We start from the raw sequence: 24,069 nt of genomic DNA, 5'->3' as shown, positions 1-24,069 counted from the left end.
TTCACCGTGGCGTACGAGCCGGCCGGGGGTGGGTGCCGGTGAGCGACTCTTCGAGCGGTGGTGGGGAGATTCGCGTGTTGGTGGCGGACGACCAGGCGTTGTTGCGCGGCAGTTTCCGTGTGCTGGTGGAGACCGCGCCGGGGCTCACCGTCGTCGGTGAGGCCGGGACCGGGGACGAGGCGGTGGAGCTGGCCCGGCGGGAGCTTCCCGATGTGGTGCTGATGGACGTACGGATGCCGCGGATGGACGGCATCGAGGCGACCCGCCGGATCTGCGGCGCGCCGGAGACGGCCGGGGTGCGGGTGCTGATCCTGACCACGTTCGACCTGGACGCCTACATCTACGCGGCGCTGCGCGCCGGGGCCAGCGGGTTCCTGCTGAAGGACACCCGCCCGGCCGACCTGCTGGCCGCCATCCACGTCATCGCCTCGGGCGAGGCGCTGCTCGCGCCGACGGTGACGCGGCGGCTCATCGCGGAGTTCACCCGCAGGCCCGAACCCGCCAGCGCGCCGTCCCGGGAGCTGGACGGGGTGACCGGGCGGGAGCGCGAGGTGCTCTCCCACATCGCCCGGGGGTTGTCGAACACCGAGATCGCCGAGCATCTGCACCTCAGCCTGGCGACGGTGAAGAGCCACGTGGGACGCCTTCTCGCCAAACTGCACGCCCGCGACCGCGCCCAGCTCGTCGTGGCCGCCTACGACAGCGGCCTGGTGTCACCGCCGCGCCTCTGAAGGTGGCGTGGCGGAGGATCGGCGTACTTCGTACGGCGTGTTCTTGGTGAGAGGATGTGCCCGTGCCACCGCCGACCGACCACAGCAGCGCGGGGGACCCCACGCGCACCCTCGAACTGCTCTGGAGGGCCCCCGGAGCCCGTCCCGCCCAGCGCGGGCCGCGTCAGGGCCTGACCGTGGACATGGTGGTGGACGCCGCGATCACCCTGGCCGACGTCGAGGGCCTCGAGGCGCTGACCATGCGGCGGGTGGCCCAGGCGCTCGGCGCCGGCGCCATGTCGCTGTACACCTACGTCCCGGGCAAGGCCGAGCTGCTCGACCTCATGCTCGACACGGTCTTCGGCAGGATGCCGCGCCCCGAGCTGGCGGGACTGCCGTGGCGCGCCCGGCTGGAGGCGGTGGCGCGCGACAACCTGGCGCTGCTGGAGGCGCACCCGTGGGTCACCGTCGTGTCGGCCACCCGGCCGCCGCTCGGGCCGGGCCTGCTGGCCAAGTACGAGCACGAGCTCCGCGCGTTCGAAGGGCTCGGCCTTGACGACGTCGAGATGGACGACGCCCTGGCCTATCTGCTGGGATTCGTCCACGCGTCCGCCCGGTCGGCGGCCGACGCGCGCGCCTCCCGGCAGGACGGCGCGATGACCGACGAGCAGTGGTGGGCGGTCAGCGCCCCGCTGCTGGCCCGCGTGTTCGACCCGGTGCGCTACCCGACCGCGATGCGGGTCGGCGCGGCGGCGGGCCAGGCCCACAACGCGGCCTTCAACCCCGCCCACGCCTACGAGTTCGGCCTCCAGCGCGTCCTGGACGGCCTCGGCGTCCTCATCGACCACCGCCACGAAACCCCCTGACCTCGCCTTCACGTCAGGCCGTGGCCCACGTATCGCCGGGCGCCGACCTGTCCCATCGCCCGCCTGTATTTAGGACACTTTCTGGCCTGATGCCCGTATAGTGTCGGCGGCATGGCAGACATCCGGGCCCCGCGCGCCCCCGTGACGGCCACCTCCCCGGTGCTGGGCCGGCGGGCGCTGAACCGGGCCACGCTGGAGCGCCAGCTCCTGCTCGACCGCTCACCGATGACCGTGGTCGAGGCCGTCGAGCATCTGGTCGGCCTCCAGGCGCAGACCCCGCACACCTGGTACACGGGCCTGTGGTCGCGCCTGGCCGGTTTCGAGCCCGAGGACGCCGGCGCCCTGCTCACCGACCGGAGCCTGGTGCGCATCGCGCTCATGCGGTCCACGATCCACCTGGTCAGCGCGGCCGACTGCCTGGAACTGCGCCCGGTCATGGCCCCGGTGTCCGAGCGCGGCCTCAGCTCCAACTTCGGCAGGAACCTGGTCGGCGTCGACCGGCGGGAACTGGTCGCGGCCGGCCGGGCGCTGGTGGAGGAACGCCCGCTGACGTTCGGGGCGCTCGGCCGGCTGCTCGCCGAACGGTGGCCCGGCCGCGACCCCGCCTCCCTGGCCCAGGCGATCCGCGCCTGGACCCCGCTGGTGCAGGTGCCACCGCGCGGCGTGTGGGGCAAAAGCGGGCCGATCGCCCACACCACCGCCGAGTCCTGGCTCGGCGCCGGGCTCGCCGCCGAACCCTCCCCCCGGCGGGCCGTCCTGCGCTACCTGGCCGCGTTCGGGCCCGCCACCGTCAAGGACGTGCAGACGTGGTCGGGGCTGACCCGGCTGCGCGAGGTGGTCGAGGGGCTGCGGCCCGAGCTGGTCACCTTCCGCGACGAGCAGGGGCGCGAGCTGTTCGACCTGCCCGGCGCCCCGCGCCCCGATCCCGACGTCCCGGCGCCGCCGAGGTTCCTGTACGACTACGACAACCTGCTGCTGTCCCACGACGATCGCGGCCGGGTCGTCACCGAGGAGCACCGCGGGCAGGCGTACGAGCCGTACGGTCCGGTGCCTCAAGTCGTGCTCGTCGACGGCTTCACCTCCGGAGAGTGGAAGATCACCCGCGCGGGCGGGACGGCCGTGCTCACCATCCGCCCCTACGTCCCCCTGCCGAACGCGCAGGCCACGGCGCTCGCCGAGGAGGGCGCCCGCCTGCTCGGCTTCGCCGCCGCCGACGCCCCCGACCACGACGTCCGGCTCCTGCCCGCCGGGTGACCTCCCAGGGCCCTCGACGGGGAAGCCGTGCACGTCCCGCGACGCGTTCCGGTGGCGGGCACCTCGTCCCGGGTGCTCAGACGGTGGGCACCTTGTCGAGGAAGCCGTGCACGTCGCGCAGGCGGCCGTCCTCGGTCAGCACCGCCACGTCGAACCCGTCCACGACGGACTCCGCGCCCGCCGAGGGGGCCAGCTCCCAGGTGAACCGGACCAGGTTGTGGTGGGCGTCGACGAGCCCGCCCGGGCGGAACACGAACCCGGGGAAGTGGTCCTGCACGCCCCCGATGGTGGCGGCGATGGCCTCGCGTCCCTCGGCCACCGCCAGCGGGTCGACATAGGTGCCGCCTTCGGCCCACAGGCGGTCCACGGCCGCGCGCCTGGCGGCCGGGTCGGTCTCGTTCCAGGCCGCGATGTACTGGGTGACCAGTTCGCTGACGTCGCTCATCGCCGTACTCCTCAGGGGTCGTCGCCGGACGTGACCGGCTCGATGGTCGGATCGCTCGGGGCGGCTCGCCCCACACCCCAACCTTGGCGGTCGCGGTCGCGGAAATCGATTACGCCCCAAGTAACGGCCGGTACGTACACGGCGGGCGCGGCGCGGAAGCGGCATGGCAGTGGCGTGGCAGTGGCGTGGCAGTGACGGCGGGCGCGGCACGGGAACGGCATGGCAGTGGCGTGGCAGTGACGGCGGGCGCGGCGCGGAAGCGCGTGCGCGATGGCAGCGGCGTGGCAGCGGGACGGCAGTGGCGTCGTTCAAGGTGGCCCCGTCGAACCGCCCCCACAGATGGGAACACCAGCCGTGAACCACACCCAGGTGCTGATCGCCGGAGCCGGCCCCACGGGCCTGACCCTGGCCGTGGACCTCGCCCGCCGGGGCGTCGCGTTCCGCATCGTGGACGCCGCCCCCGCCCACCCGACCGGCTCGCGCGGCAAGGGCCTGCAGCCGCGCACCCTGGAGGTCTTCGACGACCTCGGCGTCATCGAGCCGATCCTGGCCACCGGGGCGCCCTACCCGGTGATCCGCGCGTACTCGGGCGCCGAGGTGGTGTGGGAGGGACGCATGCACCAGCCCGCCGACCCGACGCCCGCCGTGCCGTACCCGATGGTCGTCATGCAGCCGCAGTGGCGCACCGAGCGGATCCTGCGCGACCGGCTCGCCTGGCTGGGCGGGCACGTCGAAATGGACACCGAGGTCACCGCGTTCGAGCAGGACGCCGACGGGGTGACCGTCACGCTCGACGGCCCCGGGGGCGTCACCGAGCTGGTCAGGGCCGACTACCTGGCCGGGGCCGACGGCGGCGGCAGCCGGGTGCGCAAGCTGCTCGGCGTGGGCTTCGCGGGCGAGACGTTCGAGACCGAGCGGATGCTGATCGGCGACGTCACCGTCCCCGGCCTGGACCGAGAGCACTGGCACACCTGGGCCGACCCGGCCACCCGGCGCATGGGTGCCGGGCTGTGCCCGCTGCCGGGCACCGACGTCTTCCAGTTCACCGCGCAGCTGAAGGAGGGCGAGGTGGCCGAGGCCACCCTGGCCGGCTACCAGCGGATGCTGGACGACGCCCGGGGCGACTCCACGCTCCGCCTCGGCGGGGTGTCGTGGACCTCGACGTACCGGGTCAACATCCGCATGGCGGAACGGTTCCGCCGGGGCCGGGTCTTCCTGGCCGGGGACGCCGCCCACGTGCACTCCCCCGCGGGCGGGCAGGGGCTGAACACCGGCGTGCAGGACGCCTACAACCTCGGCTGGAAGCTCGGCCGGGTGCTCGGCGGCGCCCCGGCCGCGCTGCTGGACACCTACGAGGAGGAGCGGCTGCCCGTCGCGGCCGGCGTGCTCGGCCTCAGCACCGCCCTGTACCAGAAGGCCAGGCGCGGCGACCAGGACGCGACCGACAGGGGCGAGGACACCAACCAGCTCCTGCTGTCCTACCACGGCTCCTCCCTGGCCACCATCGGGACGAGCGCGGGCGACCGCGCCCCCGACGCGCCCTGCCGTACCCCCGGCGGGGAGGCGACCCGCCTGTTCGACGTCTTCCGCGGCCCGCACACCACCGTGCTGCGGCTCGGTGGCACCGCCGCCGTGGCCGGTGCCGGCGGGGTGGTGGTGCGCGAGGTCGGGACCGACCTGATCGACGACGGCGGGCACGTCCGCGACGCCTACGGCGACCAGGGGTTCGTGGTGGTACGCCCCGACGGGTACATCGGCGCGGCCACCACCGACCCGTCCGAAGTCGAGGGCCACCTGCACGCCCTCGGCTCCCACTGAACCGCGCTACCGACCGGCGCGCGCGGTCAGCGGCTCAGCCGACGGTCAGCGGCTCAGCCGGTGGTCAGTGGTCAGCGGCTCAGCCGGTGGTAGAGGCGGACCGACAGCGGGAAGAAGACCGCCAGCGCCAGCAGCGGCCAGGCCACCGCCATGAGCGTCGCGTGCTGCGCCGCCCACGAGTCACCGCCGAACCCAGGGTTGCCGAACAGCTCGCGGGCCGCCGACACCGTCGCCGACAGGGGGTTCCATTCGACGAGGGTGCCGAGCCAGCCGGGCATCGTGGCGGGCGAGGCGAAGACGTTGGACAGGAACCCCAGCGGCCACACCAGGATCTGCACCGCCATGACCGCCTCGGGGCTCCTGATGACCAGCGCGAGACAGACGCCCGCCCACAGCAGGGCGAACCGCAGCAGCAACAGCAGCCCGGCCGCCGCCAGCGCCGCCCCCAGGCCGTGGTGCCAGCGCCAGCCGACCGCCAGCCCGCAGGCCATCATCACGGCCAGGCCGACGACGGAGTTGAGCATGTCGGCGGTGGCCCTGCCGGTGACCACCGCCGAGGGGGCCATGGGCATCGACCGGAACCGGTCGGTGACGCCCCTGGTGATGTCGGTGCTGACCGCGGTGAAGGTCGTCTCGATGCCGAAGACCATGGTCATGGCGAACATGCCGGGCATCAGGAACTCCCGGTAGTCCCCGCCGCCGGGGATCGCCATCCCGCCGCCGAACAGGTAGCCGAACATCAGGACGATCATGACGGGGAACAGCAGGCCGACGACGACCTGGGCAGGTTTGCGCGCCCAGTGGGCCAGGTCACGAAGGGTGATCGTCCACCCGTCGGCCACCGCCCACCGGACCCGCGCCACCGCGTTGCCCGGCGCCCCGTGAACAACCGGAACCGTCATGCCGCCACCTCCGGCGTCGAGGTGGCCGGGCGGGCGTCGTGCCCGGTGAGGCGCAGGAACACCTCGTCCAGGGTGGGCCGGCGCAGCGCGATGTCCTCGGCGGCGATCCCGGCCTCGTCCAGCGCCCGCACGACCTCGGTGAGCGCGGCCACCCGGTCGCTGACCCTGGCGCTGACCCGGCGGGTGTCGGGATCGCGGTCGGCCTCGGTCCCGGCCGCCCGGGCGAGGATCTCCGCGGCGGCGGGAAGCCGGGCCGCCTCGCGCAGCACGATGTCGATGCGGTCGCCGCCGATCGCCGCCTTCAGCTCGCCGGGGGTGCCCTCGGCGATCACCCGGCCGGCGTCGACCACGCAGATCCGGGCGGCGAGCCGATCGGCCTCCTCCAGGTACTGGGTGGTCAGCAGCACGGTCGTGCCCGAGGCCACCAGCGAGCCGACCGCCTCCCAGACCTCGTTGCGCCCGCGCGGGTCCAGCCCGGTGGTCGGCTCGTCAAGGAACAGCACCGGCGGGGCCAGGATCAGGCCCGCCGCCAGGTCGAGCCTGCGGCGCATGCCTCCCGAGTACCGCTCGACCGGCCTGTCGCCTGCGTCCGCCAGGCCGAACCGTTCCAGCAGCTCGTCGGCCCGAACGCGGGCGCGTGCCAGGCCGAGATGGTGCAGGCGGCCGAACATCACCAGGTTCTGCCGGCCGCTCAGCACCTCGTCCAGCGCGGCGTGCTGCCCGACCAGGCCGATGCGGTAGCGCGCCCGCGCGGGCTGGCGTACGACGTCGAGGCCGGCGACCTCGGCGCGGCCGGCGTCGGGCCGCAGCAACGTGGTCAGCACCCGCACCGCGGTGGTCTTGCCCGCACCGTTCGGGCCGAGCAGCCCGCACACCGTCCCCTCCGGTACGGCGAGGTCGAACCCGGCCAGTGCCTCGGTACCGCCGTACCGCTTGCGCAGCCCTTCGGCGATGATCGCGTGTCCCGTTGAACCCACGTACTCCTCCTCTGCCCATAACTCCGTACGTCGTACCGTACAGCATACGGTACGACGTACGGACCCCTTCGCGGCAGCTTGAATACGGCCCTCGCAAACCCGAAAACGACACCCTGCTGGAAGGCGGCGCGCCTGCCCGCCCGAAACCGACGCGTGACCGATCGCGCGGCGCGGCGAACCCCGCCCAGGGACGATCACGTCACGAGGAGCGGACATGGCCGCCCGGAGGGGCGGTGGAGGGTGATCAAGAAGGGCGTGCCGGTTGGTAGGTTGCTGCCGTGCCGCTCACTGATCATGAACCGCGCGGCGGGATCGAGCCCACGCGAGCGGGCGTCCACCCCTCCTGCCGCCACCGGAGCCGAACGCGCGACCGAAACCGCCCGGCCGTCCCACCCCACCCCGGGACACCGGACCGCCCTGGACCGGGCGCGCGCCGTACCCAGTGCGTGCCCCGGAGCCGGTGTGTGCCCCGTACCCAGTGCGTGCCCCGGAGCCGGCGCGTGACCTGACCGGTGCTCGCAGCGCTTCGCCGTACATTCCCCCACTTCGAGGAGTCCTGTGCCCGACCCGAAGACCACCCAGATCCTGAACGCGATCACCGGCATCGCCCGCCGTCTGGGTGTCGATCCCACCGAGGCCGTCCATCGCGGCCGGATCCTGGCCGCGGAGAGCGAAGGGCTGGACGGCGGGGATCTGGTCCTGATCGCGCTCGCCGAGCTGGCGGCCGAGCGTGACGACGCGAGCCCGGCGCCGGTGTTCCTCCCCGACGACGCCGACGTCGCCATGGTGCTCGCCCACCTGGACGCCAACCCGGCCTGGGAGCACGTCTCCACTCGGGGGATGGGCACGACCTACCGGCGACAGGGCGGCGCCTCCCGGGAGATGTGGATCACCGTCCCCGACGCCGTGATCGTGGAGCACGCCGGGCGCGGCCTGCTCGACGACGTGATCCGCGCCTACAACGCCCACGCACTGGGCCTCGGCGCCCGCGTCGACCGCGACGCGCTGGCCCGCCTGGTCGCCATCACCCAGAACACCGCCCCCGGATCCCCCATCCACCGCCTCGCCACCGGCCAGGGTTCTTCCTAAAACCCCACCAGTGGCACAGTCAGGACGGTGCGGGTAGCAACGCCGAGGAGCTCGGGTGGCGCAGGGCGGTGCCATGCCGCCACGCTTCGGTGAAGCACTCCTCCCCCAGCTCCTCGGCGCACCGCCCCAGCAGCGCACCGACCTCGGGATCGCCGCTCTCCTCGATGCCACGAAGGCACCTGGCCGCTCCCAGCGCGACCACCGCACGCTCGGCGTCCCCGACGTACAGGCACCACTCGGCCACGCCTTCGAGCACGGTGGCGTGCGCCGTGTCGTCCTCGCTCACCGCGCCGAGCTCCAGCGCGTAACGCAGCGGTTCGACGGCGGCGCCCGGGTTCCCCGCCAGGGTCTCCACCCTGGCCATCTCCACATGCACGAACGCCACGAACTGCGGCGACGCCCCGAGCACCGACGCCGCCCCCACCCCCGCCGGCACCCCACCGACGGCCCCGAGCACCACCCCCGACTCCGAACCATCAGGTACGGACCCCATCTCCCCCGACTCCTCGGACGCGGGTGATGGCCGGGCATCGGACACGGACGCGAGCGGTGGCCGGGCATCGGAGGAGGGCGTGAGCGACGCCGACGCGTCAGAGGCGGGCGCGGGCGGTGGTGAGGGAACGTGGACAGGGACAGGGACGGATGGTCGTACGGACGGCGCCGGGGGGACGCGTCGGACGCGTGCCAGGAGGTCGAGTGCCCGGCGAAGGCGCGCGCGGGCCTCGGCGAGGTCGCCTTCGCGGCGTGACAGCTCGCCGAGCGCGTGCCAGGTCCTCGCCGAGGCCACCAGGTCACCGGCCCGCGCGGCCGCCAAGCGGGCCCGATCGAGCTCGGCGGCGGCGCCCGCGAGGTCTCCGGTGCGCGCGCGAAGCTGCCCGAGCCGTACCGGAAGCATCGACGGGCCCGGCAGCCCATCAGTGGCGCCGATCTCGGCCGCCCGCGCGGCCGACTCCTCCAGCAACGCCAGCGCCCTCGGCAGCTCGCCGCGGTTCTCCATGAGCAGCGACAGCCAGTACAACGCGAAGGACATCCCCCAGCGCTCCCCTTCCCGGCTGTACACCTCCAGGGCCGAACGCAGGGGGGCCTCGGCGCCGGACGCGCCGCCGGGGGTCATCTCGAACCGCACGATGCCCTGGACCAGCGACGCCGTCGCACGCGTCCACGCGTCCGGATGTCCACCGAACCGTTCGGCCATCGCGCCGGCCCGGCGCCGCAGATCCTCCGCCCCGCCGAAGTAACCGCCCATGATGGCCCACGACCCGAGCGTGGCCGCGCGAGGCAGGTCCTCCAGCCGCCCCAACGCCTCCGCCTGCCGCGCCCCCATCCACAGGGGAAGGGCCGCAGGCGTCCGGTCAGCGGGGGTCGGAGGCGTTAAGTCAGGAAGAACCGGAGGTGTTCGATCAGCAGGGGCTGGAGGTATCTGGTCAGAAGGGGTGGGAGGTGCTGGGTCAGGAAGGGCCGGGAGTGTTTGGTCGGCGGGGGTCGGGGGTGTGGCCAGGAGGAGGCACATGGCGTGTTCGGCCTCCAGGCCGGGCGGGGGTGTCTCGCCGGCGGAACGCAGCACCGCCGCCGCCCACTCGGCCGCCTCCCGGCGCCTGCCCCGCATCACCCACGACCACAGCCGCGCCGCGAACAGCCGCAAAGCCGTATCCACCAGGCCACCGGTGATCGCGAAGGACAGCGCGGCGTCCAGGTCCCCCTGGTGGGCGTCCAGCAGCGAAAGGACCCGCGCCTGGTCACGGCCGCGCAGCAGCGGCTCCACGCCTTCGGTCAGGTCAAGGATCCATTCCGCGTGCGCGACCCGCAACGCGTCCCGCTCACCGGACTCCGCGAGCTTCTCGGCCGCGTAGTGACGCACCGTCTCCAGCAACCGATACCGAACCCCACCCGTGGGTGGGGCGGTGATGGGTTGGGTGGTGGTGGCTATGAGGAGGGATCTGTCTACCAGGGAGGTCAGGGTTTCCAGGTCGGCGCCGCAGACGCGGGCCGCCGCCTCGGAGGTCACGCCGCCGGAGAACGATCCGCCGGCGAAGACCGACAGGCGCCGCAACGCGACCCGGTCCTCCGGGCCGAGCAGGTCCCAGCTCCAGTCGATCACCGCGCGCAGGGTGCGGTGGCGGTGCTCGGTTGTGCGGTTGCCGCGTCCCAGCGCGGTGAAGCGGTCGCCGATCATCCCGGCGAGCTGCGCCGGGGTCAGCGAACGCAGGCGCGCGGCCGCCAGCTCGATCGCCAGCGGGATGCCGTCCAGCTCCCGGCACAGGCGCACCACGTCCGCCACAGTCCCGGCGTCCACGGCGAACCCCGGGCTGACCGCCGCCGCACGGTCGGCGAGCAGGACGACGGCGGGGAACGTCAGCGCCGCCTGCGGGGTGGCGTTCTCGCCGGGCACCTCCAGCGCCGGCACCGGGTGCAGCGACTCGCCGGTGACGCCGAGCGGCTCCCTGCTGGTGGTCAGCATCCGCAGTCCGGGCGCGACGGCCAGCATCCGCTGCGCCAGCCCGGCCACGGCGTCGATCACGTGCTCGCAGTTGTCCAGCACCAGCAGCGCCTCACGCCCGGCGAGCGAGGCGTAGAGCCGTTCGGCGGTCCCGGCGTACTGGGGACCGCCGAGCTCGGCGAGCAGACCGGTGCTCCCAAGGACCGCCCGCACGGCCTCCGCCACCCCCGAGGGCCGGGTGACGTGCGCCAGCTCGATCAGCCACACCCCGTCGGGTGCCCGCCGCCGCCTGGCCGCCTCCATGGCGAGCCGCGTCTTACCCGCGCCCCCCGGGCCCGTCAGGGTGACCAGGCGCGAGGCGTCCAACAGGGCGTCCACCCGTGCCAAATCCCGGCCACGCCCGACGAAACTGGTCAACGGCGCCGGCAAATTACCCCGCACCCCCGCCCCCGCCACGGACTCCGTTCCCGCCGCCGATTCCGCTCCCGCCGCTACCCCCGCCGCCGCCGATTCCGCTCTCGCCGCCGACTCCGCCCCCGCTGTCACCCCAGCCGCCGATTCGGCCTTCGCCGCCGTCCTCGTCCCCGCCCTCGGCTCAGTCCTCGCCTCTGCTTCCGGTCTCGCCCCCGGTTCAGCCCTCGGCCCTTCCGGTCCCGTGGCCGGGTGCGTCCGAGGTCCCGCTGTCTCCCCGGCGCCTGTCTCGGCCGGCGGTTTCGGGGGGAGGGGTGCCGTCGGGGTCGGGGAGGTGGAGTGGAGGGCGGCGAGGTGGGCGGACCGTAGTTCGGGGCCGGGGTCCACGCCGAGGCGGTCGGCCAGGGTGGCGCGGACGCGTTCGTAAAGGTCCAGGGCGTCGGCCCGGCGGCCCCCAGCCGTCAGCGCGCGCATCAGCCGGGCCTGGAACGGCTCCCGGGCGGGGTGGGCGGCGACCAGTTCCTCCAGCTCGGCGGCCAGGCCGGGGACCGAGCACGCGAGGTCGGCGTCGATCCGCGCCTCAAGGGCGGCCAGCCGCATCTCCTCAAGACGCGCGGCCGGTGCGGCGGCGAAGGCGAACCCGGTCGCGTCCGCAAGCGCGGGTCCCCGCCACAGCGCCAGGGCCTCGCGAAGCACCTGTCCCGCGCGGGCCGGGTCGCCCGCGCGCAGGGCGGCCGCCCCCAGGCGTGCGTCCCGCTCGAAGGCCCAGGCGTCGACGGCGTCAGGGGGCGCGCCGAGGCGGTACCCGGCCGGGTGGGAGACGACGGCGTCCCGCCCGCCCAGCTCCCGGCGTAGCCGGGCCACCAGCGACTGCAGCGCGGCCAGGGGGTTGGCGGGCTCGCCCGGCACCCACAGGTCGTCGATGAGGCGTTCGGCGGTGACCACCGCACCGGGGTCGAGCGCCAGCCGTACCAGCAGCGCCCTGAGACGGGCGCCGGCGAGCTCGGCGGTGTCGCCACTGGCGCGTTCGACTCGCAGGGGTCCGAGGATCGCGACGCGCATGGCTCACCGCCCTTCCCTCCGGCCTGGTCCCCCCATTGTCGCGGGTACCGGGACCATCCGGGCGGCTATGCGATCTTCACCACCCCCCTCCACGACCGTCGCCGTGCCTCTCCCTAGCCGCGGTGGCGCAGGACCGGCCGGGAGTGGGGCTTAACGGTCTTCACTGCCCTTCCACGGACGTCGCCGTGCCATCATGATGTCGCGGTGCTGGGGGATCCGGCGGGTGTCTTGCGATCTTGGTCGGGGCGTCTTTGCGATCCTCGTCGCGTCTGTCCGAGGCCGTACGGGGGTCCTGGACGAAGCCCTCCTGGGGCAATGAATCAGGATGGATGGGGTGGCTCATGCGTGACCAACGGCACGAAGGCATTATCGTCGTCGCGGTGGCGGAGTCTCGCCTGACGGACGACTAGCGGCGTGGGAGGGTGCCGGTGGATGGCAGTGGGCGTGTGTCCGCGTACTGGCCGATCACCGATGATCTGAGCGTCTTACGGGGCTTCGTGGAGGTCTACGCCATGCAGGCGGGCCTGTCCGGGATCCGGTTGCAGGATCTGGTGCTGGCGGTCAACGAAGCCGCCGCGAACGTTCTCGACCACGCCCACGGCGAGGGCGACGTGGAGGCCTGGCACGACGATCGGTACGTGACGATCGAGGTAAGCGACCGCCTCGGCCTTCTGGTGCCCGCGCACGCCGACGCCGGCAACCCCGGTGTGGGCACCCTGCGCGGCAGGGGGCTGTGGCTCATGCGGCAGCTGTGCGACGAGGTTCGCATCACGCGCGGCCCGCAGGGGTCGGCCGTGCGGTTGCGGCAGGCCCTCGATGACACTCCCACGCCCGGCTAGCCGCCAGGCCCGTCGCGCCCGGCCGTCCCCCTGATACCGGGCCCGTCGCGCCCGGCAAACCGCCGGATACCAGGCCCGTCATGGCGTCCGGGTGGGCGAAGGTGCCCGCTTCGCATATCGTCTGCGGGGTGGAACCTCCCGGCCGTCCCGTCCCCGACCTCACCTTCGTCCCCATCATCACTTCCGTCCTCGTCCTCGTCCCGTAGCGTCTGCCGTCCCTCGCCGGACCAGCACCCGCCTCGTGAGGTGGCTCAACCATGAACTTCTCCGTGCACGTCGACGCCGCGCCCGCCGAGGCTCGGCCCTCCCCCATGCGCACCCTGGTCCTCACCGGGGAGCTGGACCACGGCAGCGCCCCGCACCTGCAGCGGGCCCTCGAGGACGCCTACGGCGATCGCTGCCGCCACCTGGTCATCGACGTCAGCGACCTGACGTTCTGCGACTCCACCGGCATCAGCGTCTTCCTCGGGGCGCGGCGCGCCTTGGCGGCCCGTGACGGAGGCGTGGCCCTGGCCGGGCTCAACCCGCGCATCGAGCGCATCTTCCGCCTGACCGGGCTGGCCCGCGCCTTCGACACCTACCCCACCGCCGCCGAGGCCCGCGCCGCCCTCCCGGCCTCCTGACCGGCCCGGCCCTCAGCCCTGGCCGACGCGCTCGCGTACGGCGGCGGGGTCGATGGCGAGGTGGGACATCAGTTCGGCGACCGGGTCGGGCGGGCGGCAGTCCAGCAGGGCGAGCAGCAGGTGCTCCGGGCCGAGGTGGCGGGTGGTGACGCGGGTCGCCTTGACGGCCCGGTCCAGCGCCGTACGGGCGCTGGAGCTCAGCGCGCTCAGCGTCAGCGGCGGATGCCTGCGCGGCGGCACGGGCGCCAGGGGGTGCAGCGCCCCGACGTCGATGCCGATCGACGCCAGCGCCGCCCGGTCCAGGGATTCCAGCGCCTCGCGCCCGGCCGCGAGGTCGACCCCGATCGCGCGCGCCGGGGCCGAGTGGGGGTCGTGGAGCAGGCCGAGGAGGAGGTGTTCGGTGCCCAGGCGCCGGTCGCCCCGCCGCCTGGCCTCCTCCAGAGCCGCTTCGACGACGGTGGCGAAGGGACTTCTGGCGGTGAATCGCTCGAGCATCGGGATCTCACTTTCCGTATTTGGCGTGCACCGACTGGCGGGACACCCCGAGGGCGTCGCCGATCTGCTCCCAGGTCCACCCGTTCTCCCGGGCGAGCGCCACGGAGGCCGCCTCCACCTGCTCGGCCAGCCGGTGCAGCGCGCCCACCGCCCGTAGCCCGACGGCGGGGTCGTTGGAGCTGACGCGTTCCGAGAGATCTCCCGCTTCCATGATGTCAGCCTAGATTGACAGGCCGACCCACGTCAACCTAGCCTGACAGAGGCCGGACGGCTTCCTGCCATCCGCCAGAACCCACCGTCTCCACCTTCATCAGGGAGTACGTGATGACCTTCGACATCGTCGTGGTCGGTGCCGGGCCCACGGGGTTGACGCTGGCCTGTGAGCTGCGGCTGGCCGGGGCCGATCCGCTCGTCCTGGACCGCCTGCCCGAGCCGAGCACGGTGCCCAAGGCCAACGGGCTGGGCGGCCAGGTCGTGCGGATGCTCGACCACCGCGGCCTGCTGGAGCGGTTCACCGCCGCCGCCTCCCACGCCGGACCGGTCCCGGCCTTCCCGTTCGGCGGCCTGCCGCTGGACCTGTCACGCCTGGAGGCCGACCCGTTCCACCTGCTGCTGCTCCCCCAGCCGCGCATGGAGGAGATCCTCGGCGAGCGCGCCCGCGAGCTGGGGGTGACCATCCGCCGGGGACACGAACTGCTCTCCTTCACCCAGGACGACCCCACCTCCCCACCCGGCCCGGCGGACGGCGGTGGCGTGACGTTGAGGGTCCGTGGCCCCGAGGGGGACTACGAGGTGCGCACCCGCTACCTGGTGGGGTGCGACGGCGCGCGGAGCCTGGTCCGCCGCCAGGCCGGCATCGGCTTCCCCGGGTCCGCCGCCCGGGAGACCACCCTGCTCGGACGCGTCGTCCTGGCCGAATCGGCGATCAACCCGAAGACCGGCGAGGTGGAGGTGCCGGGCGTCGGCCGGGTGCGCCCCGGACGGCACGCCACCCCGCACGGCGCGTTCACGATCACCTCACTGCACCCCGGCGTCCACCTCGTCGGCGTCCACCTGCCCACCGGAGCGGACACGGCCGCGCCGGAGGAGCCCATCGGACCCTCCACGCGGAAGGACCCCGCCGAACCGGCCGCGCCGGAGGACCCCGCCGGGCCCCTGGCGCCGGAGGAGTTGCGGGCCGCCGTTCGCCGTGAGCTCGGTGCCGACCTGCCCATCGAACGGGTCCTGTGGTCGGCGAGGGTCGTCCCTCAAGCCCGCCAGGCCGACCGGTACCGCGAGGGGAGGGTGCTGCTGGCCGGTGACGCCGCCCACCTGTTCCCGGCCGGCGGAGCGCTCGCCGTCTGCCTGCCGGACGCGGTCAACCTCGGCTGGAAGCTCGCCGCGCACGCCGGCGGCTGGGCCCCGCCCGGCCTGCTGGACACCTACCAGACCGAGCGGCATCCCGCGGGGCGGCGCTTCCTCACCCAGGCCCGCGTCCAGGCCCTGCTGACCGAACCCGGCGAGGACGCGGCGGCGCTGCGCGGCCTGCTCGGCGAGCTCCTGGGGGACGCCCAGGCCGTGCGGCGGGTGGCGGGCATGATGTCGGGGTCGGACCTGTGCCACGACATGCCGGGCGCCGCCGCCCGGCCCCACCCGCTGCTCGGGCGGTTCGTACCCGGCCTGCGCCTGGTCACCTCCTCAGGGGCCACCGGCCTGGCCGAGCTCATGCGCACAGCGTCCCCCCTGCTGCTGGACCTGGCCGGCCGCACCGCGCTGACCCGGATCGCGGCCGGGTGGCGGGACCGGGTCGTCGTCGTCCCGGCCCGCTGCGAGGACCCCCCGGCGGACGCGCTGCTGGTCCGCCCCGACGGGCACGTGGCCTGGGTGGCGGCGGCGGACGAGCCGGACGAGCAGGCGGGCGACGCGCTACGTACGGCACTGTCCCACTGGTTCGGCGCGGAGACCCGTGCCGAAGACATCCAAGAGGTCACCACCGCAGGCGGTTGAACGGCGCTGGGAACGGCGCGAAAACCCCTGCCGAGGGTCACTACCGCGGGCGGTTGAATGGCGTTGGATACGCCACGGACACCTGTGCCGGGGACCTCCGGGGAGTCGGCCTGCCGGTAAGGATCTTGCTATCTGGTACGTGCTGCGCTCCTGGCCGATCGGAACCCAAAGTCTGTCTGGTCCCCGACCACGCGTCGCCGCAGGTCAATGTCCCGATGGCAGCGTGCGAGCCGATGCGGCCGAGACCGTGCGCGAGCTGGAGGGACCCGAGGCGGGCGGCAGGGGGGAGGTGGTCGTGGTGGGGCTCGGGCCCGGGGGACGTCACCGCCCAAGCCGTACAAGTGGACCTACGACGGCACCCCGTTCAAGGTCGCCTGATGAGGGACTGAGCAGGGAGATCCTGGGGCGACACCTGTAAACCCTTTGCTACTTCTGAGTTGGAGCGGCTACCTTGTCCGGGCCGCCGGCCGCCCCAGGCCGACGCCGTCGCCAAGGAGGTGTGCAGCAAATGCGCACGAACGGTCAGCAGTCAAACCCAGGTCCTGACACCTTCCCCCTCCCCACGACGGAGACACCTTGTCCGTTCGCATCACTCCGCTGATCGACCCCAATGGCGGCCCGTCCACCCACCGCCTGGCGTGGCTGGCATCCGACACCGACGGAATCCCCGTCGGGTCGGCATTCCTGCGTCTTTTCACCAGGACTGGGCAGGACCACCTCGCCGAATTGGACCTGCGTGTCCATCCGGCCGAGCGGCGAAACCGCACCGGCTCCCGGCTCCTGGAGGCGGCCGTGGCCGCTGCACGCCAAGACGGCCGACGCTGTGTCATCACCCAGGCCGAGGCTGGCTCTCCCGGCGACCGATTCCTGCCGGCCCGGGGCTTCCGCAGGGTCCTGACCCTGACCTTCACCCGCCTCCCATTGGCCGAGGCGGACATCGCGGCTCTCACCGAGATCACCGAACAGTCACATCCCGGCTATCGGCTGGCGTCATGGGAGGGTACGGTTCCTGACGGCCTCGCCGAGACGTTTGTCGCGTCACGTCACGCCATGGACGACATGCCGATGGGCAGCACCGACTTCGGCACGGTGACCTGGGACCTGGAACGGGTCCGGGCCGCCGCCGCGGCCATCGAAAAGCGGGGTGACCTGCTGCACACCGTCGTTGCCATCGACGAGTCGGACGGCTCGATCGCTGGGTTCACTGAACTGGTGGTCCCCGGCGACGGCAAGGATAATGGCCAGCACTACGGCACCGGCGTCCTCCCTGAGCACCGCGGGCATGGTCTCGGCCGCTGGATGAAGGCCGCCTCGATCCGGCAGGCCTTTGAGCGGCACCCGGACCTCGGCGGCCTGCTTACCGACACCGCCGACAACAATCCGCATATGAGGCACATCAACGACGCGCTCGGCTATGCGCCGACGCACACGACATTCGAGTACCAGCTCGATCTCTAGGAACGACGGGGGCCGGGCCATCGTCCTGACCCGGCCCCCACAACCGCGAGTTCTCCTGGGCTCCGCTTCGCTCGAGCTCAGACGGCTTGCCTTCTGGAGACACGCGCCATCAAGGTGTGCTCCCTGGAGGCTTGCACGAGTGATCTCCGCTCGCGTGAGGTTCGCGCGATTCAGCTTCGCACCGGTGAGTGTTGCCCCGGCGAAGAGGTCTGCGCCTTTGAGATTGACACGGGGGAGTTTGGCGAAAGCTAAGTCGATCACCACGTCGGGTGGATCGTGCTTGACGGCCCTCCGCTCCCGAACTGTCCCCAGCCGCCAGGTAGGTGTTGATCACGCCTCGCGACTCCGGGTTGAAGAACCTGCGGACAACCGATGGCACTGAGATTGATCATGGCTCTACGAGCCCGGTCGTCGGCGGTCTAGGGTGATGACATGACACGTGGGTTCGAGGTCGTGTGTGAGATCGAGCCGCCGACCCGGCCGGATCTCCGGCGGGTGCGGCACCAGATCGGAGTACTGGATGCCGTCGCGGACGCGTTCTTGATCCCCGACAATCACATCGGGCGGGCGACGGTGTCGAGTGTGGCGGTCGCGCACGAGGTGCAGGCGATGGGAGCGACCGGGATCGCCTGTCTGAACGCCCGCGACCGCAACCTGCTCGGCTTCCAGCGGGACCTGCTGACCGCCGCCGCCTACGGAGTCCAGCGGTTCCTGTTCGTCTACGGCGACAAGCCCGCCTCTGGAAGCCGCACCGGCGAACTCACCGTCCGGTCCATGCTCGACCAGGCCCGCGCCGCAACCTCCGATCCCGTCTTCGCCGGGCATCCGCAGTTCCAGATCGGTGTCGCCTCCGGCATGCGGCCACTGCCCTCCTGGAAGCAGCAGGCCGACTTCGTGTTCGCCCAGGTCAGCTACAGCCTCGACGACCTGCTGCGGTGGCGTGAGACCGTCACCATCGACGCACCCGTCTATGCCGGAGTGATGGTCCTGGCCAGCGCGACCATGGCCCGTGGTCTCGCCGCCACCATCCCCGACATCACCATCCCCGACGCACTCGTCCAAGCCGTGGAACGCGACCCCGACGCCGGCATCGCCGCCGCCTGCGATCACGTCCTGGCCATCCGCGACAGCGGCGCCTTCGACGGCGTCCACCTCGTCCCCGTCAGCCGATACCGCCAGACCGCCGCCCGCCTCGAACCCCTCCTCCACAAGCCTCCCAGGAATCCCCGATGACCTCCGAGGCGCGGCCGTGCTTCGCGGTGGAGTGTCGGGATTAGAAGGTTTCCCGGCAGGTCCAGATCGGCCCTTGAAAGCCCTCCGGAAAATCGAACACCGAGCGACGAACCAGGCCGCCGGGCGGCCGTTTCGGCGTATGAATTGACGACAAGATTTTCCGACAGGTAGAACGGGGCCCACCCCTTTCCAAGGAGCGCCGGTGCGGATCGTCTACTCCCGCTCGTCCACCGCGACCCAGTCCTTGCTCCGGTAGCGGCACATCCTCACCGAGGCCGGCCTGCTGGTGCGGGCCCGACCAGAGCGTCCCAACTCCTCGATCACCCTGCTGACCTGCGACTCAGTCCTTGGCGTTACTACTCAGCAGAACGGACCCCATGAACGCCGAACGGCGGCCCGTAACGGCCGGCCACCTGGCTGTTGAGTATCCCCCGGCCGCCGCAGGATACTCGGCGGACCGGGAGGTGGCATGTCGGGAACCCAGGTCATCGTGGATCGATCGCGTCACGGCCGGGGCTGCTTGGGGGCCTCCTGCGGGACGGTCTTCGGCGGGTTCGGGGTCGCGTTCCTGGTTGGGGTGGTGGTGCTCATGTTCGCTGGCGGGCTCGAGGGCGGACCCTTTGGAGTCCTGGTCGATCTGGGCTTGCTGGGGATCGGGTCGGTGTTCGCCGTGGGTGGCGGCGCCGCGGTGTTCTTCGGCGTTCGCAATCTTCGGCTCGAGCACGCGCTGGGCGTCTCGACGCTGGTCGTTCCAAGCGTGCCCCTGCTCTGTCTGGGCGCCGTGGTGGTAGCCCGGTTCAGCCGCTCCGGCGGGTCCCGGCAGGTGACCGGCACGCCTCGGCTGGCCGCGAAGCTGATCTGCCACGAGTCGGCCACCTATCAGCAGGGCAACGACTCCCATACGGCGAATCTCGAGGTGTACCGCCGGGAGCTGGAAGTGCAGGTCGATCCAGCGCCGGGCGCGGTGGCCGGGCGGATCGCGATCGCCGTGCCGCCGTAGTCGGCCGCCGCGATCTGGGCCCGGCCGAGAGCGGGCAGGCCCGGTTCTGGCTGTTCGTGCCGACGCTCGGGCCGGTAACCTACCACGGCCAGCTGCTGCGGCTGCTCTGGCAGGTCGTCGCGGTGGCCGTTCCGGTGACGAAAACGTCCGGCCGGACCCGTAGGGAGCAGGTGGTCGCCGACCTCACCGTGGTGCCGCAGGGCTGGCTCCAGCGCCCCGGTACATGACCGATGTGACGGGTCGGTGGTGTCGGGGTACGGGACCGGAATCCGGCGTTAACGAGGTTCCCGCTGATCAGCGAGCTGCCGCTCTGCCCTCTGCCGAAGGCGGCTCGCGCCGGATGCCGTTCGAATTTCACTCACTGGGAGGCAGGCATCAGCGGGAGACGACGGCGATGCTCGCCGGGCTCGGGGCCGAGCGGTTGACGTCGCACGGCCCTCTGCGGGTTTCAGTCCAGCAGAGCGCGCAGCGCCAAGTCACCGATCTGCCGCAGCTCGTCGTGGCTGCGGCCGGCTGCCGCCTGGACGGCGATGCCGTCGGAGATCGTGTGGACAGGTGCGGCCAGGGCGGCAGGCTCGTAGTGGGAGGGCAGATCGGCGGCCTGCTCCAGCCGCCTGCGCAGCGCCGCCTCACCGGCTTTGCGCACCGCGATGGCGTCCTCGCGTACGCTGTGCGCGTCGGGTCCGCAGGCGTGCACGCTGTTGACGGACAGGCAGCCGTGGGGCGTGTTCTCGCCCGCGGTCAGATCCACGGCTCCGTGGATCAGCCGCTCGACGACCTCGCGGCCGGTGGGCGCGTCCAGCGCGTCGGCGGTGTAGCCGCCGGGGGGCTGCCCCCGCCCCGCCCTTCGGCGGATCTGCTGCTGGCCACCTTGGCCGTCACCTGCGGTCCCCGCGCGCGGCGATCATCGCCCCACCACGCCGGCCTGACCCGCCGGCCGGCGGGTGTTGCGGTGGGGCCGTTCGATCCGCCCGGAGCGCCGCGGCGGCCGGCCTTGACCAAGCCACGTTGTGGTTTGTCGGTGACCCGGCCGGCTCCTGCTCGCGGGCGTTCCCCACGGTCTGCGGCGGTTGCTGCTCCGTACCGGCCTGCTGGCCCACTTTCAGCTGCGCGACAGCGTCGAGCTCGCCGTCGCCGAGTTGCTCCCGACGGCGTGAAGACGCAGCCCTTCACGTCCCGGCACCGAAAATCTGTAGTGGCTGAAGTAGACATCCGTGGCGGGTGGGGGTAGAGTTCCTGGCATCGCAAGGAACGGATCCACCAGGGCAGAGCAGGACGTAGGCATCACGACGAACTGCCCGGACGAGCGTGGATAGCTGGATACAAAGACGAAGCAGTGAAGAGGGGCAGAAGGTCGGACGTGCCGGGACCAAGCATGTGAAGGGTCCTCGCCGTGGACGCGCTGCCACAGCAACAGCAGTGAAACCAGAAACACCGTCGGACGTGCCAGGACCAGCAGTAGGTAGCAGGTGAAGGGTCCCGGCCGTGGACGTAGCAGCTGCGGTAGGCAAGTGATGCATGAAGTTGAGGAAGTAGCGCCAGCGAAGAGGGAAAGGAGTGTTGAACGCCATCAGGATCGCCCGTCGCCGGCTGATGTTCGCCGCACGGGTACCGCAGTTCCCCGGATTGGACGGTGCTCTACGGTCACGCATACGCGATCCCCGCATCCCCGCCCGCACTGGGCGGCCACATGCGGAAGCAGGTAAGCCGGCCCCAGGGCCGGTAGATGGTGTTGAACCTCGCAGGGCCCCGGCGAATCATGGCGCCGGGGCCCCGTTGGCGTTTTCGGGAAGATCGTTGGGAAGGTTGCATGGATCAAGCACCGATGGCGTCGGCCGTGCGCGCGCAGCCCAGGCTCCGCGCCGGCGCCGATACGGCTGAACCGGCCCCACGGGCCGACACCGCGAGAAGCGCCGACAAGGCCAACAAGGCCAACAGGGCCGATGGGCCTGGACTCCTCGCCACCCCCCCGGGTCACACACCCGGCCACCGGTTCGACGACCAGGACTACCCCGCCTACAGCATGGGCCGGGCCGCCGAGATGCTCGGCGTCACCCAGGCGTTCCTGCGCAACCTGGGCGCCGCCAAACTGATCGAGCCGCAGCGCTCCGACGGCGGCCACCGCCGCTACTCCCGCTACCAGCTCCGCCTGGCCGCCCGCGCCCGCGAACTCCTCGACCAGGGCACCGCCCTGGACGCCGCCTGCCGCATCATCATCCTGGAAGACCAGCTCGCCGAAGCCCAGCGCATCAACACCGAACTCCAACACCACCGCGACCGCCACCAGCCCGGCACCGCGAGCCGCATCTCGGCTTGAGAGCCGGCGCCCTCACCCGCGATCGCCCGCACCACCGCCGACAACACCGCTCTCGCCCCGATGTCGTTCCTGCGTCCTCACCGCACCAGCTCACGGGCGCCCTGCCTCGCAGCATCAGGGCGGCCCGGCCCGGTGAAGGCGCACGGCTCACGCGCCGACAACGATGCCGATGAGGTGTGTGACGCCGCGCCGGCGGAGCCGGTACCTCCGCCCGGGATACTTTGCCTACGGCGAAGGAGTACCGGCCCTGACCTGACGGATCAGGGCTTTGGCGGTGGCCCGGACCAGCTGCAGCCGCTCCGCGCTCTTACGCATCCGCTCAGCCGGCTCCGCTCCCCTCAAAGGGGAACCCTCCACCCTTTGTCCCGGCTGTTCCGTCACAAGCCCATTCAGTGACGAAACCTTAGCTTGCGCCGCGACGACGGCCGCAGGCTGTCGAACACCATGCCACCAGCAGCGACCAGGCATACAGGAACGGCCGCTGGCCGACGCCCACCAGAATCCGTGACATCACGTGGTCACGACGAGGCCGATCATGGCTGTCGGAATGACCGGTGGCGCGCGATCGTACGCTGTACCCCTGGCCCTGGCCCTGGATCCGGATTCGTGAGAAGGAGATTTGCATGTCCTCAATGGATCACCGATGAACGGTCTCAACCGGCGTCGCAGCACCGCGACGCTGGCACTGCTGTCGTTCGCCATGCTGATCGTCTCGCTCGACCAGTACATCGTGGTTGTCGCATTACCCGACATAGCACGGGACTTGGGATACTCAGCTCATACCCTGCAGGCGGTGATCAGCGCGTACGCGGTCGCGTCGAGCGGCTTCCTACTGCTCGGGGGTCGTGCTGCGGACCTGCTCGGACGGCGCTGGGTACTCACGGTCGGGCTCGCGCTGTACGCGCTGGCCTCGCTCGCCGGAGGCCTCGCGACCGGGCCCGGGATGCAGTTGACGGCACGCGCGGTCCAAGGCCTCGGCGGAGCGTTGGTCTTTCCCGGCACCTTGGCTGTCATCAACACGACGTTCGCGGAGGGTCGTGATCGTAACCGGGCCTTGGCGGTCTGGGGAGGCGCCGGAGCCGCCGGGCTGGTGGTCGGAGTGCTCCTGGGCGGCGTGCTGACGAGGACCCTCGGCTGGGAGGCCGTGTTCTTTGTCAATGTACCGCTCGCGGGCACGGTGCTGGTCCTCATCCCTCGGCTGCTCGGCCGTGATCAACCGAGGGACAGATCCCGGAAGTTCGATCTGCCCGGCGCGTTGACGGCCACCGGCGGCGTGAGCCTGCTCGTGTTCGCGCTCGTGCAGGGACCTGTCCTGGGCTGGACCTCACCGGCGATTCTCGGTGCCGCAGGGGCCGGGGCACTGTCGGCGACGATGTTCGCGATGATCGAGCGGCGGAGCCGCGATCCCCTCGTACCTCTCCGACTGCTGGCGAATCGAAATCTGATCCTTGCGGTGGCGATCGCCTTCATGTTCATGGTGACCTTCGGCTCCCTGCTGTACTTCATGTCGATCTACTTCCAAGACGTGATGGGTTACGACGCGCTCGAGACCGGCGTGGCGTTCCTGCTGCCGACCGGGGTGGTGGTGGCCGGCTCGAGCATCGCCGGCCGGCTGGTCGACCGCTTCGGTCTTCGGCCGATCCTCGTCGCGGCACTGGCGATCGGTGCGACCGGGGCCGTTGCTCTAGGGTGGGCCCTCGCGGCCGACGGGTCCTACCCGCAGCTGATCCCTGGCCTCATCGCCATCAGCGTCGGCGACGGCATCATCTTCACGACCATGTTCATCGCCGCAGGCATAGGCGTCAGCGATCGGGAGCAAGGTGTCGCTTCCGGCATCGTATCGACCGGCTCCGGAATAGGGGCCGCCTTGGGCCTCGCCCTCCTGGTTCTCGTGGCCAACTCCGGCACCGGGGACCTCGTCGGTGAAGACCTACGGATCGCTACAGCGGAAGGCATACGTCTGGCCGTCTTCGTCATCGCAGGAGGGATGGTGCTCACCCTTGTCGTCGCGCTCAACCTCCGCATCGCGGCGAACAGCGTCGCCGTACCCGACCGAAGCAGCCCGGCGCCCGTCAAAAGCGACCGGTGACCGCGGGCGGCACCCATATCCCCGCTCGCTCGACGTGCGCTCGCGACGGGTGCCCGTC

20 protein-coding genes and 1 pseudogene are annotated in these 24,069 nt (G+C 72.1%); 13 read left to right on the top strand and 8 right to left on the bottom strand.

The features are described 5' to 3' along the window. Positions 1-68: 68 nt before the first annotated feature. The 3 genes from NYZ98_RS13890 (at position 69) to NYZ98_RS13880 (ending at position 2,830) form a co-directional block, all read left to right on the top strand. Positions 69-731, top strand: coding sequence for a response regulator (locus NYZ98_RS13890; RefSeq protein WP_262843265.1), 663 nt, complete (start codon positions 69-71; stop codon positions 729-731). A gap of 62 nt (positions 732-793) precedes the next feature. Next, on the top strand, positions 794-1,576 hold the full coding sequence (locus NYZ98_RS13885) for a TetR/AcrR family transcriptional regulator (protein ID WP_262843157.1): 783 nt from the start codon (positions 794-796) through the stop codon (positions 1,574-1,576). Between the two features lie 111 nt (positions 1,577-1,687). Then, positions 1,688-2,830, top strand: coding sequence for a winged helix DNA-binding domain-containing protein (locus tag NYZ98_RS13880; protein WP_262843156.1), 1,143 nt, complete (start codon positions 1,688-1,690; stop codon positions 2,828-2,830). 76 nt (positions 2,831-2,906) lie between these two features. On the opposite strand, the gene NYZ98_RS13875 is transcribed toward NYZ98_RS13880, so the two are convergent. Further along, entirely contained in the window at positions 2,907-3,275 is a 369-nt protein-coding gene (locus NYZ98_RS13875) for a nuclear transport factor 2 family protein (RefSeq protein WP_262843155.1), read from the bottom strand. A 354-nt stretch (positions 3,276-3,629) separates the two neighbouring features. On the opposite strand from NYZ98_RS13875, the gene NYZ98_RS13870 reads away from it, so the two are divergent. Beyond that, positions 3,630-5,093, top strand: coding sequence for an FAD-dependent monooxygenase (locus NYZ98_RS13870; RefSeq protein WP_262843154.1), 1,464 nt, complete (start codon positions 3,630-3,632; stop codon positions 5,091-5,093). 71 nt (positions 5,094-5,164) lie between these two features. On the opposite strand, the gene NYZ98_RS13865 is transcribed toward NYZ98_RS13870, so the two are convergent. Further along, on the bottom strand, positions 5,165-5,995 hold the full coding sequence (locus tag NYZ98_RS13865) for an ABC transporter permease (protein ID WP_262843153.1): 831 nt from the start codon (positions 5,993-5,995) through the stop codon (positions 5,165-5,167). After that, positions 5,992-6,972: an ATP-binding cassette domain-containing protein gene (locus tag NYZ98_RS13860; RefSeq protein ID WP_262843152.1), complete on the bottom strand. Its 981-nt coding sequence runs from the start codon at positions 6,970-6,972 to the stop codon at positions 5,992-5,994. The genes NYZ98_RS13865 and NYZ98_RS13860 overlap by 4 nt, the downstream gene beginning before the upstream one ends. 558 nt (positions 6,973-7,530) lie before the next feature. On the opposite strand from NYZ98_RS13860, the gene NYZ98_RS13855 reads away from it, so the two are divergent. Further along, positions 7,531-8,061, top strand: a complete 531-nt coding sequence (locus NYZ98_RS13855) for a hypothetical protein (protein WP_262843151.1) — start codon at positions 7,531-7,533, stop codon at positions 8,059-8,061. 19 nt (positions 8,062-8,080) lie between these two features. On the opposite strand, the gene NYZ98_RS13850 is transcribed toward NYZ98_RS13855, so the two are convergent. After that, positions 8,081-11,971, bottom strand: coding sequence for an AfsR/SARP family transcriptional regulator (locus NYZ98_RS13850; RefSeq protein ID WP_262843150.1), 3,891 nt, complete (start codon positions 11,969-11,971; stop codon positions 8,081-8,083). Positions 11,972-12,399: 428 nt separating this feature from the next. Here NYZ98_RS13850 and NYZ98_RS13845 point away from each other — a divergent pair, with 428 nt between their 5' ends. Then, on the top strand, positions 12,400-12,810 hold the full coding sequence (locus NYZ98_RS13845; RefSeq protein WP_262843149.1) for an ATP-binding protein: 411 nt from the start codon (positions 12,400-12,402) through the stop codon (positions 12,808-12,810). Between the two features lie 257 nt (positions 12,811-13,067). Continuing rightward, the gene (locus NYZ98_RS13840) at positions 13,068-13,433 is read left to right on the top strand and encodes an STAS domain-containing protein (protein ID WP_262843148.1); all 366 of its coding nucleotides are present in this window, start codon (positions 13,068-13,070) and stop codon (positions 13,431-13,433) included. Positions 13,434-13,445: 12 nt separating this feature from the next. On the opposite strand, the gene NYZ98_RS13835 is transcribed toward NYZ98_RS13840, so the two are convergent. Beyond that, positions 13,446-13,928 carry a Clp protease N-terminal domain-containing protein gene (locus NYZ98_RS13835; protein ID WP_262843147.1) on the bottom strand — a complete coding sequence of 161 codons (483 nt, stop codon included), beginning with the start codon at positions 13,926-13,928 and terminating at the stop codon, positions 13,446-13,448. A 7-nt stretch (positions 13,929-13,935) separates the two neighbouring features. After that, complete coding sequence (locus NYZ98_RS13830) at positions 13,936-14,139, bottom strand: helix-turn-helix domain-containing protein (RefSeq protein ID WP_380707835.1); 204 nt, start codon at positions 14,137-14,139, stop codon at positions 13,936-13,938. A gap of 113 nt (positions 14,140-14,252) precedes the next feature. Here NYZ98_RS13830 and NYZ98_RS13825 point away from each other — a divergent pair, with 113 nt between their 5' ends. Both NYZ98_RS13825 and NYZ98_RS13820 read left to right on the top strand, forming a co-directional pair. Further along, on the top strand, positions 14,253-15,914 hold the full coding sequence (locus tag NYZ98_RS13825) for an FAD-dependent monooxygenase (protein WP_262843146.1): 1,662 nt from the start codon (positions 14,253-14,255) through the stop codon (positions 15,912-15,914). A gap of 576 nt (positions 15,915-16,490) precedes the next feature. Next, on the top strand, positions 16,491-17,372 hold the full coding sequence (locus NYZ98_RS13820; RefSeq protein ID WP_262843145.1) for a GNAT family N-acetyltransferase: 882 nt from the start codon (positions 16,491-16,493) through the stop codon (positions 17,370-17,372). 105 nt (positions 17,373-17,477) lie between these two features. Here NYZ98_RS13820 and NYZ98_RS41515 read toward each other — a convergent pair. Then, a pseudogene (locus NYZ98_RS41515) lies at positions 17,478-17,633 on the bottom strand (pentapeptide repeat-containing protein); the annotation flags it as partial. Positions 17,634-17,804: 171 nt separating this feature from the next. Here NYZ98_RS41515 and NYZ98_RS13815 point away from each other — a divergent pair. After that, entirely contained in the window at positions 17,805-18,605 is an 801-nt protein-coding gene (locus NYZ98_RS13815) for a methylenetetrahydrofolate reductase (protein WP_262843144.1), read from the top strand. Positions 18,606-19,074: 469 nt separating this feature from the next. Continuing rightward, on the top strand, positions 19,075-19,605 hold the full coding sequence (locus tag NYZ98_RS13810) for a hypothetical protein (RefSeq protein WP_262843143.1): 531 nt from the start codon (positions 19,075-19,077) through the stop codon (positions 19,603-19,605). A gap of 448 nt (positions 19,606-20,053) precedes the next feature. Here the strand turns inward: NYZ98_RS13810 and NYZ98_RS13805 are convergent, their stop codons facing one another. Beyond that, entirely contained in the window at positions 20,054-20,356 is a 303-nt protein-coding gene (locus NYZ98_RS13805) for a hypothetical protein (RefSeq protein WP_262843142.1), read from the bottom strand. Between the two features lie 1,272 nt (positions 20,357-21,628). Here NYZ98_RS13805 and NYZ98_RS13800 point away from each other — a divergent pair. Then, positions 21,629-21,922 (top strand): helix-turn-helix domain-containing protein, encoded by a 294-nt coding sequence (locus NYZ98_RS13800; protein WP_262843263.1) that lies wholly within the window; start codon positions 21,629-21,631, stop codon positions 21,920-21,922. A gap of 643 nt (positions 21,923-22,565) precedes the next feature. Further along, positions 22,566-24,011: an MFS transporter gene (locus NYZ98_RS13795; RefSeq protein WP_262843141.1), complete on the top strand. Its 1,446-nt coding sequence runs from the start codon at positions 22,566-22,568 to the stop codon at positions 24,009-24,011. Positions 24,012-24,069 lie beyond the last annotated feature (58 nt).

This window comes from Sphaerisporangium corydalis (assembly GCF_025506355.1).
Lineage (GTDB): Bacteria > Actinomycetota > Actinomycetes > Streptosporangiales > Streptosporangiaceae > Sphaerisporangium > Sphaerisporangium corydalis.
The sequence above is the reverse complement of the archived record's forward strand: the minus strand, read 5'-3'. Positions and strand labels throughout refer to the sequence as shown.

Excerpts from the sequence above, each read along its gene's own strand:
- NYZ98_RS13875 (WP_262843155.1), bottom strand. The coding sequence starts at position 3,275 with ATGAGCGACGTCAGCGAACTGGTCACCCAGTACATCGCGGCCTGGAAC.
- NYZ98_RS13850 (WP_262843150.1), bottom strand. The coding sequence starts at position 11,971 with ATGCGCGTCGCGATCCTCGGACCCCTGCGAGTCGAACGCGCCAGTGGC.
- NYZ98_RS13840 (WP_262843148.1), top strand. The coding sequence starts at position 13,068 with ATGAACTTCTCCGTGCACGTCGACGCCGCGCCCGCCGAGGCTCGGCCC.
- NYZ98_RS13800 (WP_262843263.1), top strand. The coding sequence starts at position 21,629 with ATGGGCCGGGCCGCCGAGATGCTCGGCGTCACCCAGGCGTTCCTGCGC.
- NYZ98_RS13825 (WP_262843146.1), top strand. The coding sequence starts at position 14,253 with ATGACCTTCGACATCGTCGTGGTCGGTGCCGGGCCCACGGGGTTGACG.
- NYZ98_RS13795 (WP_262843141.1), top strand. The coding sequence starts at position 22,566 with ATGAACGGTCTCAACCGGCGTCGCAGCACCGCGACGCTGGCACTGCTG.
- NYZ98_RS13815 (WP_262843144.1), top strand. The coding sequence starts at position 17,805 with ATGACACGTGGGTTCGAGGTCGTGTGTGAGATCGAGCCGCCGACCCGG.
- NYZ98_RS13810 (WP_262843143.1), top strand. The coding sequence starts at position 19,075 with ATGTCGGGAACCCAGGTCATCGTGGATCGATCGCGTCACGGCCGGGGC.
- NYZ98_RS13880 (WP_262843156.1), top strand. The coding sequence starts at position 1,688 with ATGGCAGACATCCGGGCCCCGCGCGCCCCCGTGACGGCCACCTCCCCG.
- NYZ98_RS13865 (WP_262843153.1), bottom strand. The coding sequence starts at position 5,995 with ATGACGGTTCCGGTTGTTCACGGGGCGCCGGGCAACGCGGTGGCGCGG.
- NYZ98_RS13830 (WP_380707835.1), bottom strand. The coding sequence starts at position 14,139 with ATGGAAGCGGGAGATCTCTCGGAACGCGTCAGCTCCAACGACCCCGCC.
- NYZ98_RS13835 (WP_262843147.1), bottom strand. The coding sequence starts at position 13,928 with ATGCTCGAGCGATTCACCGCCAGAAGTCCCTTCGCCACCGTCGTCGAA.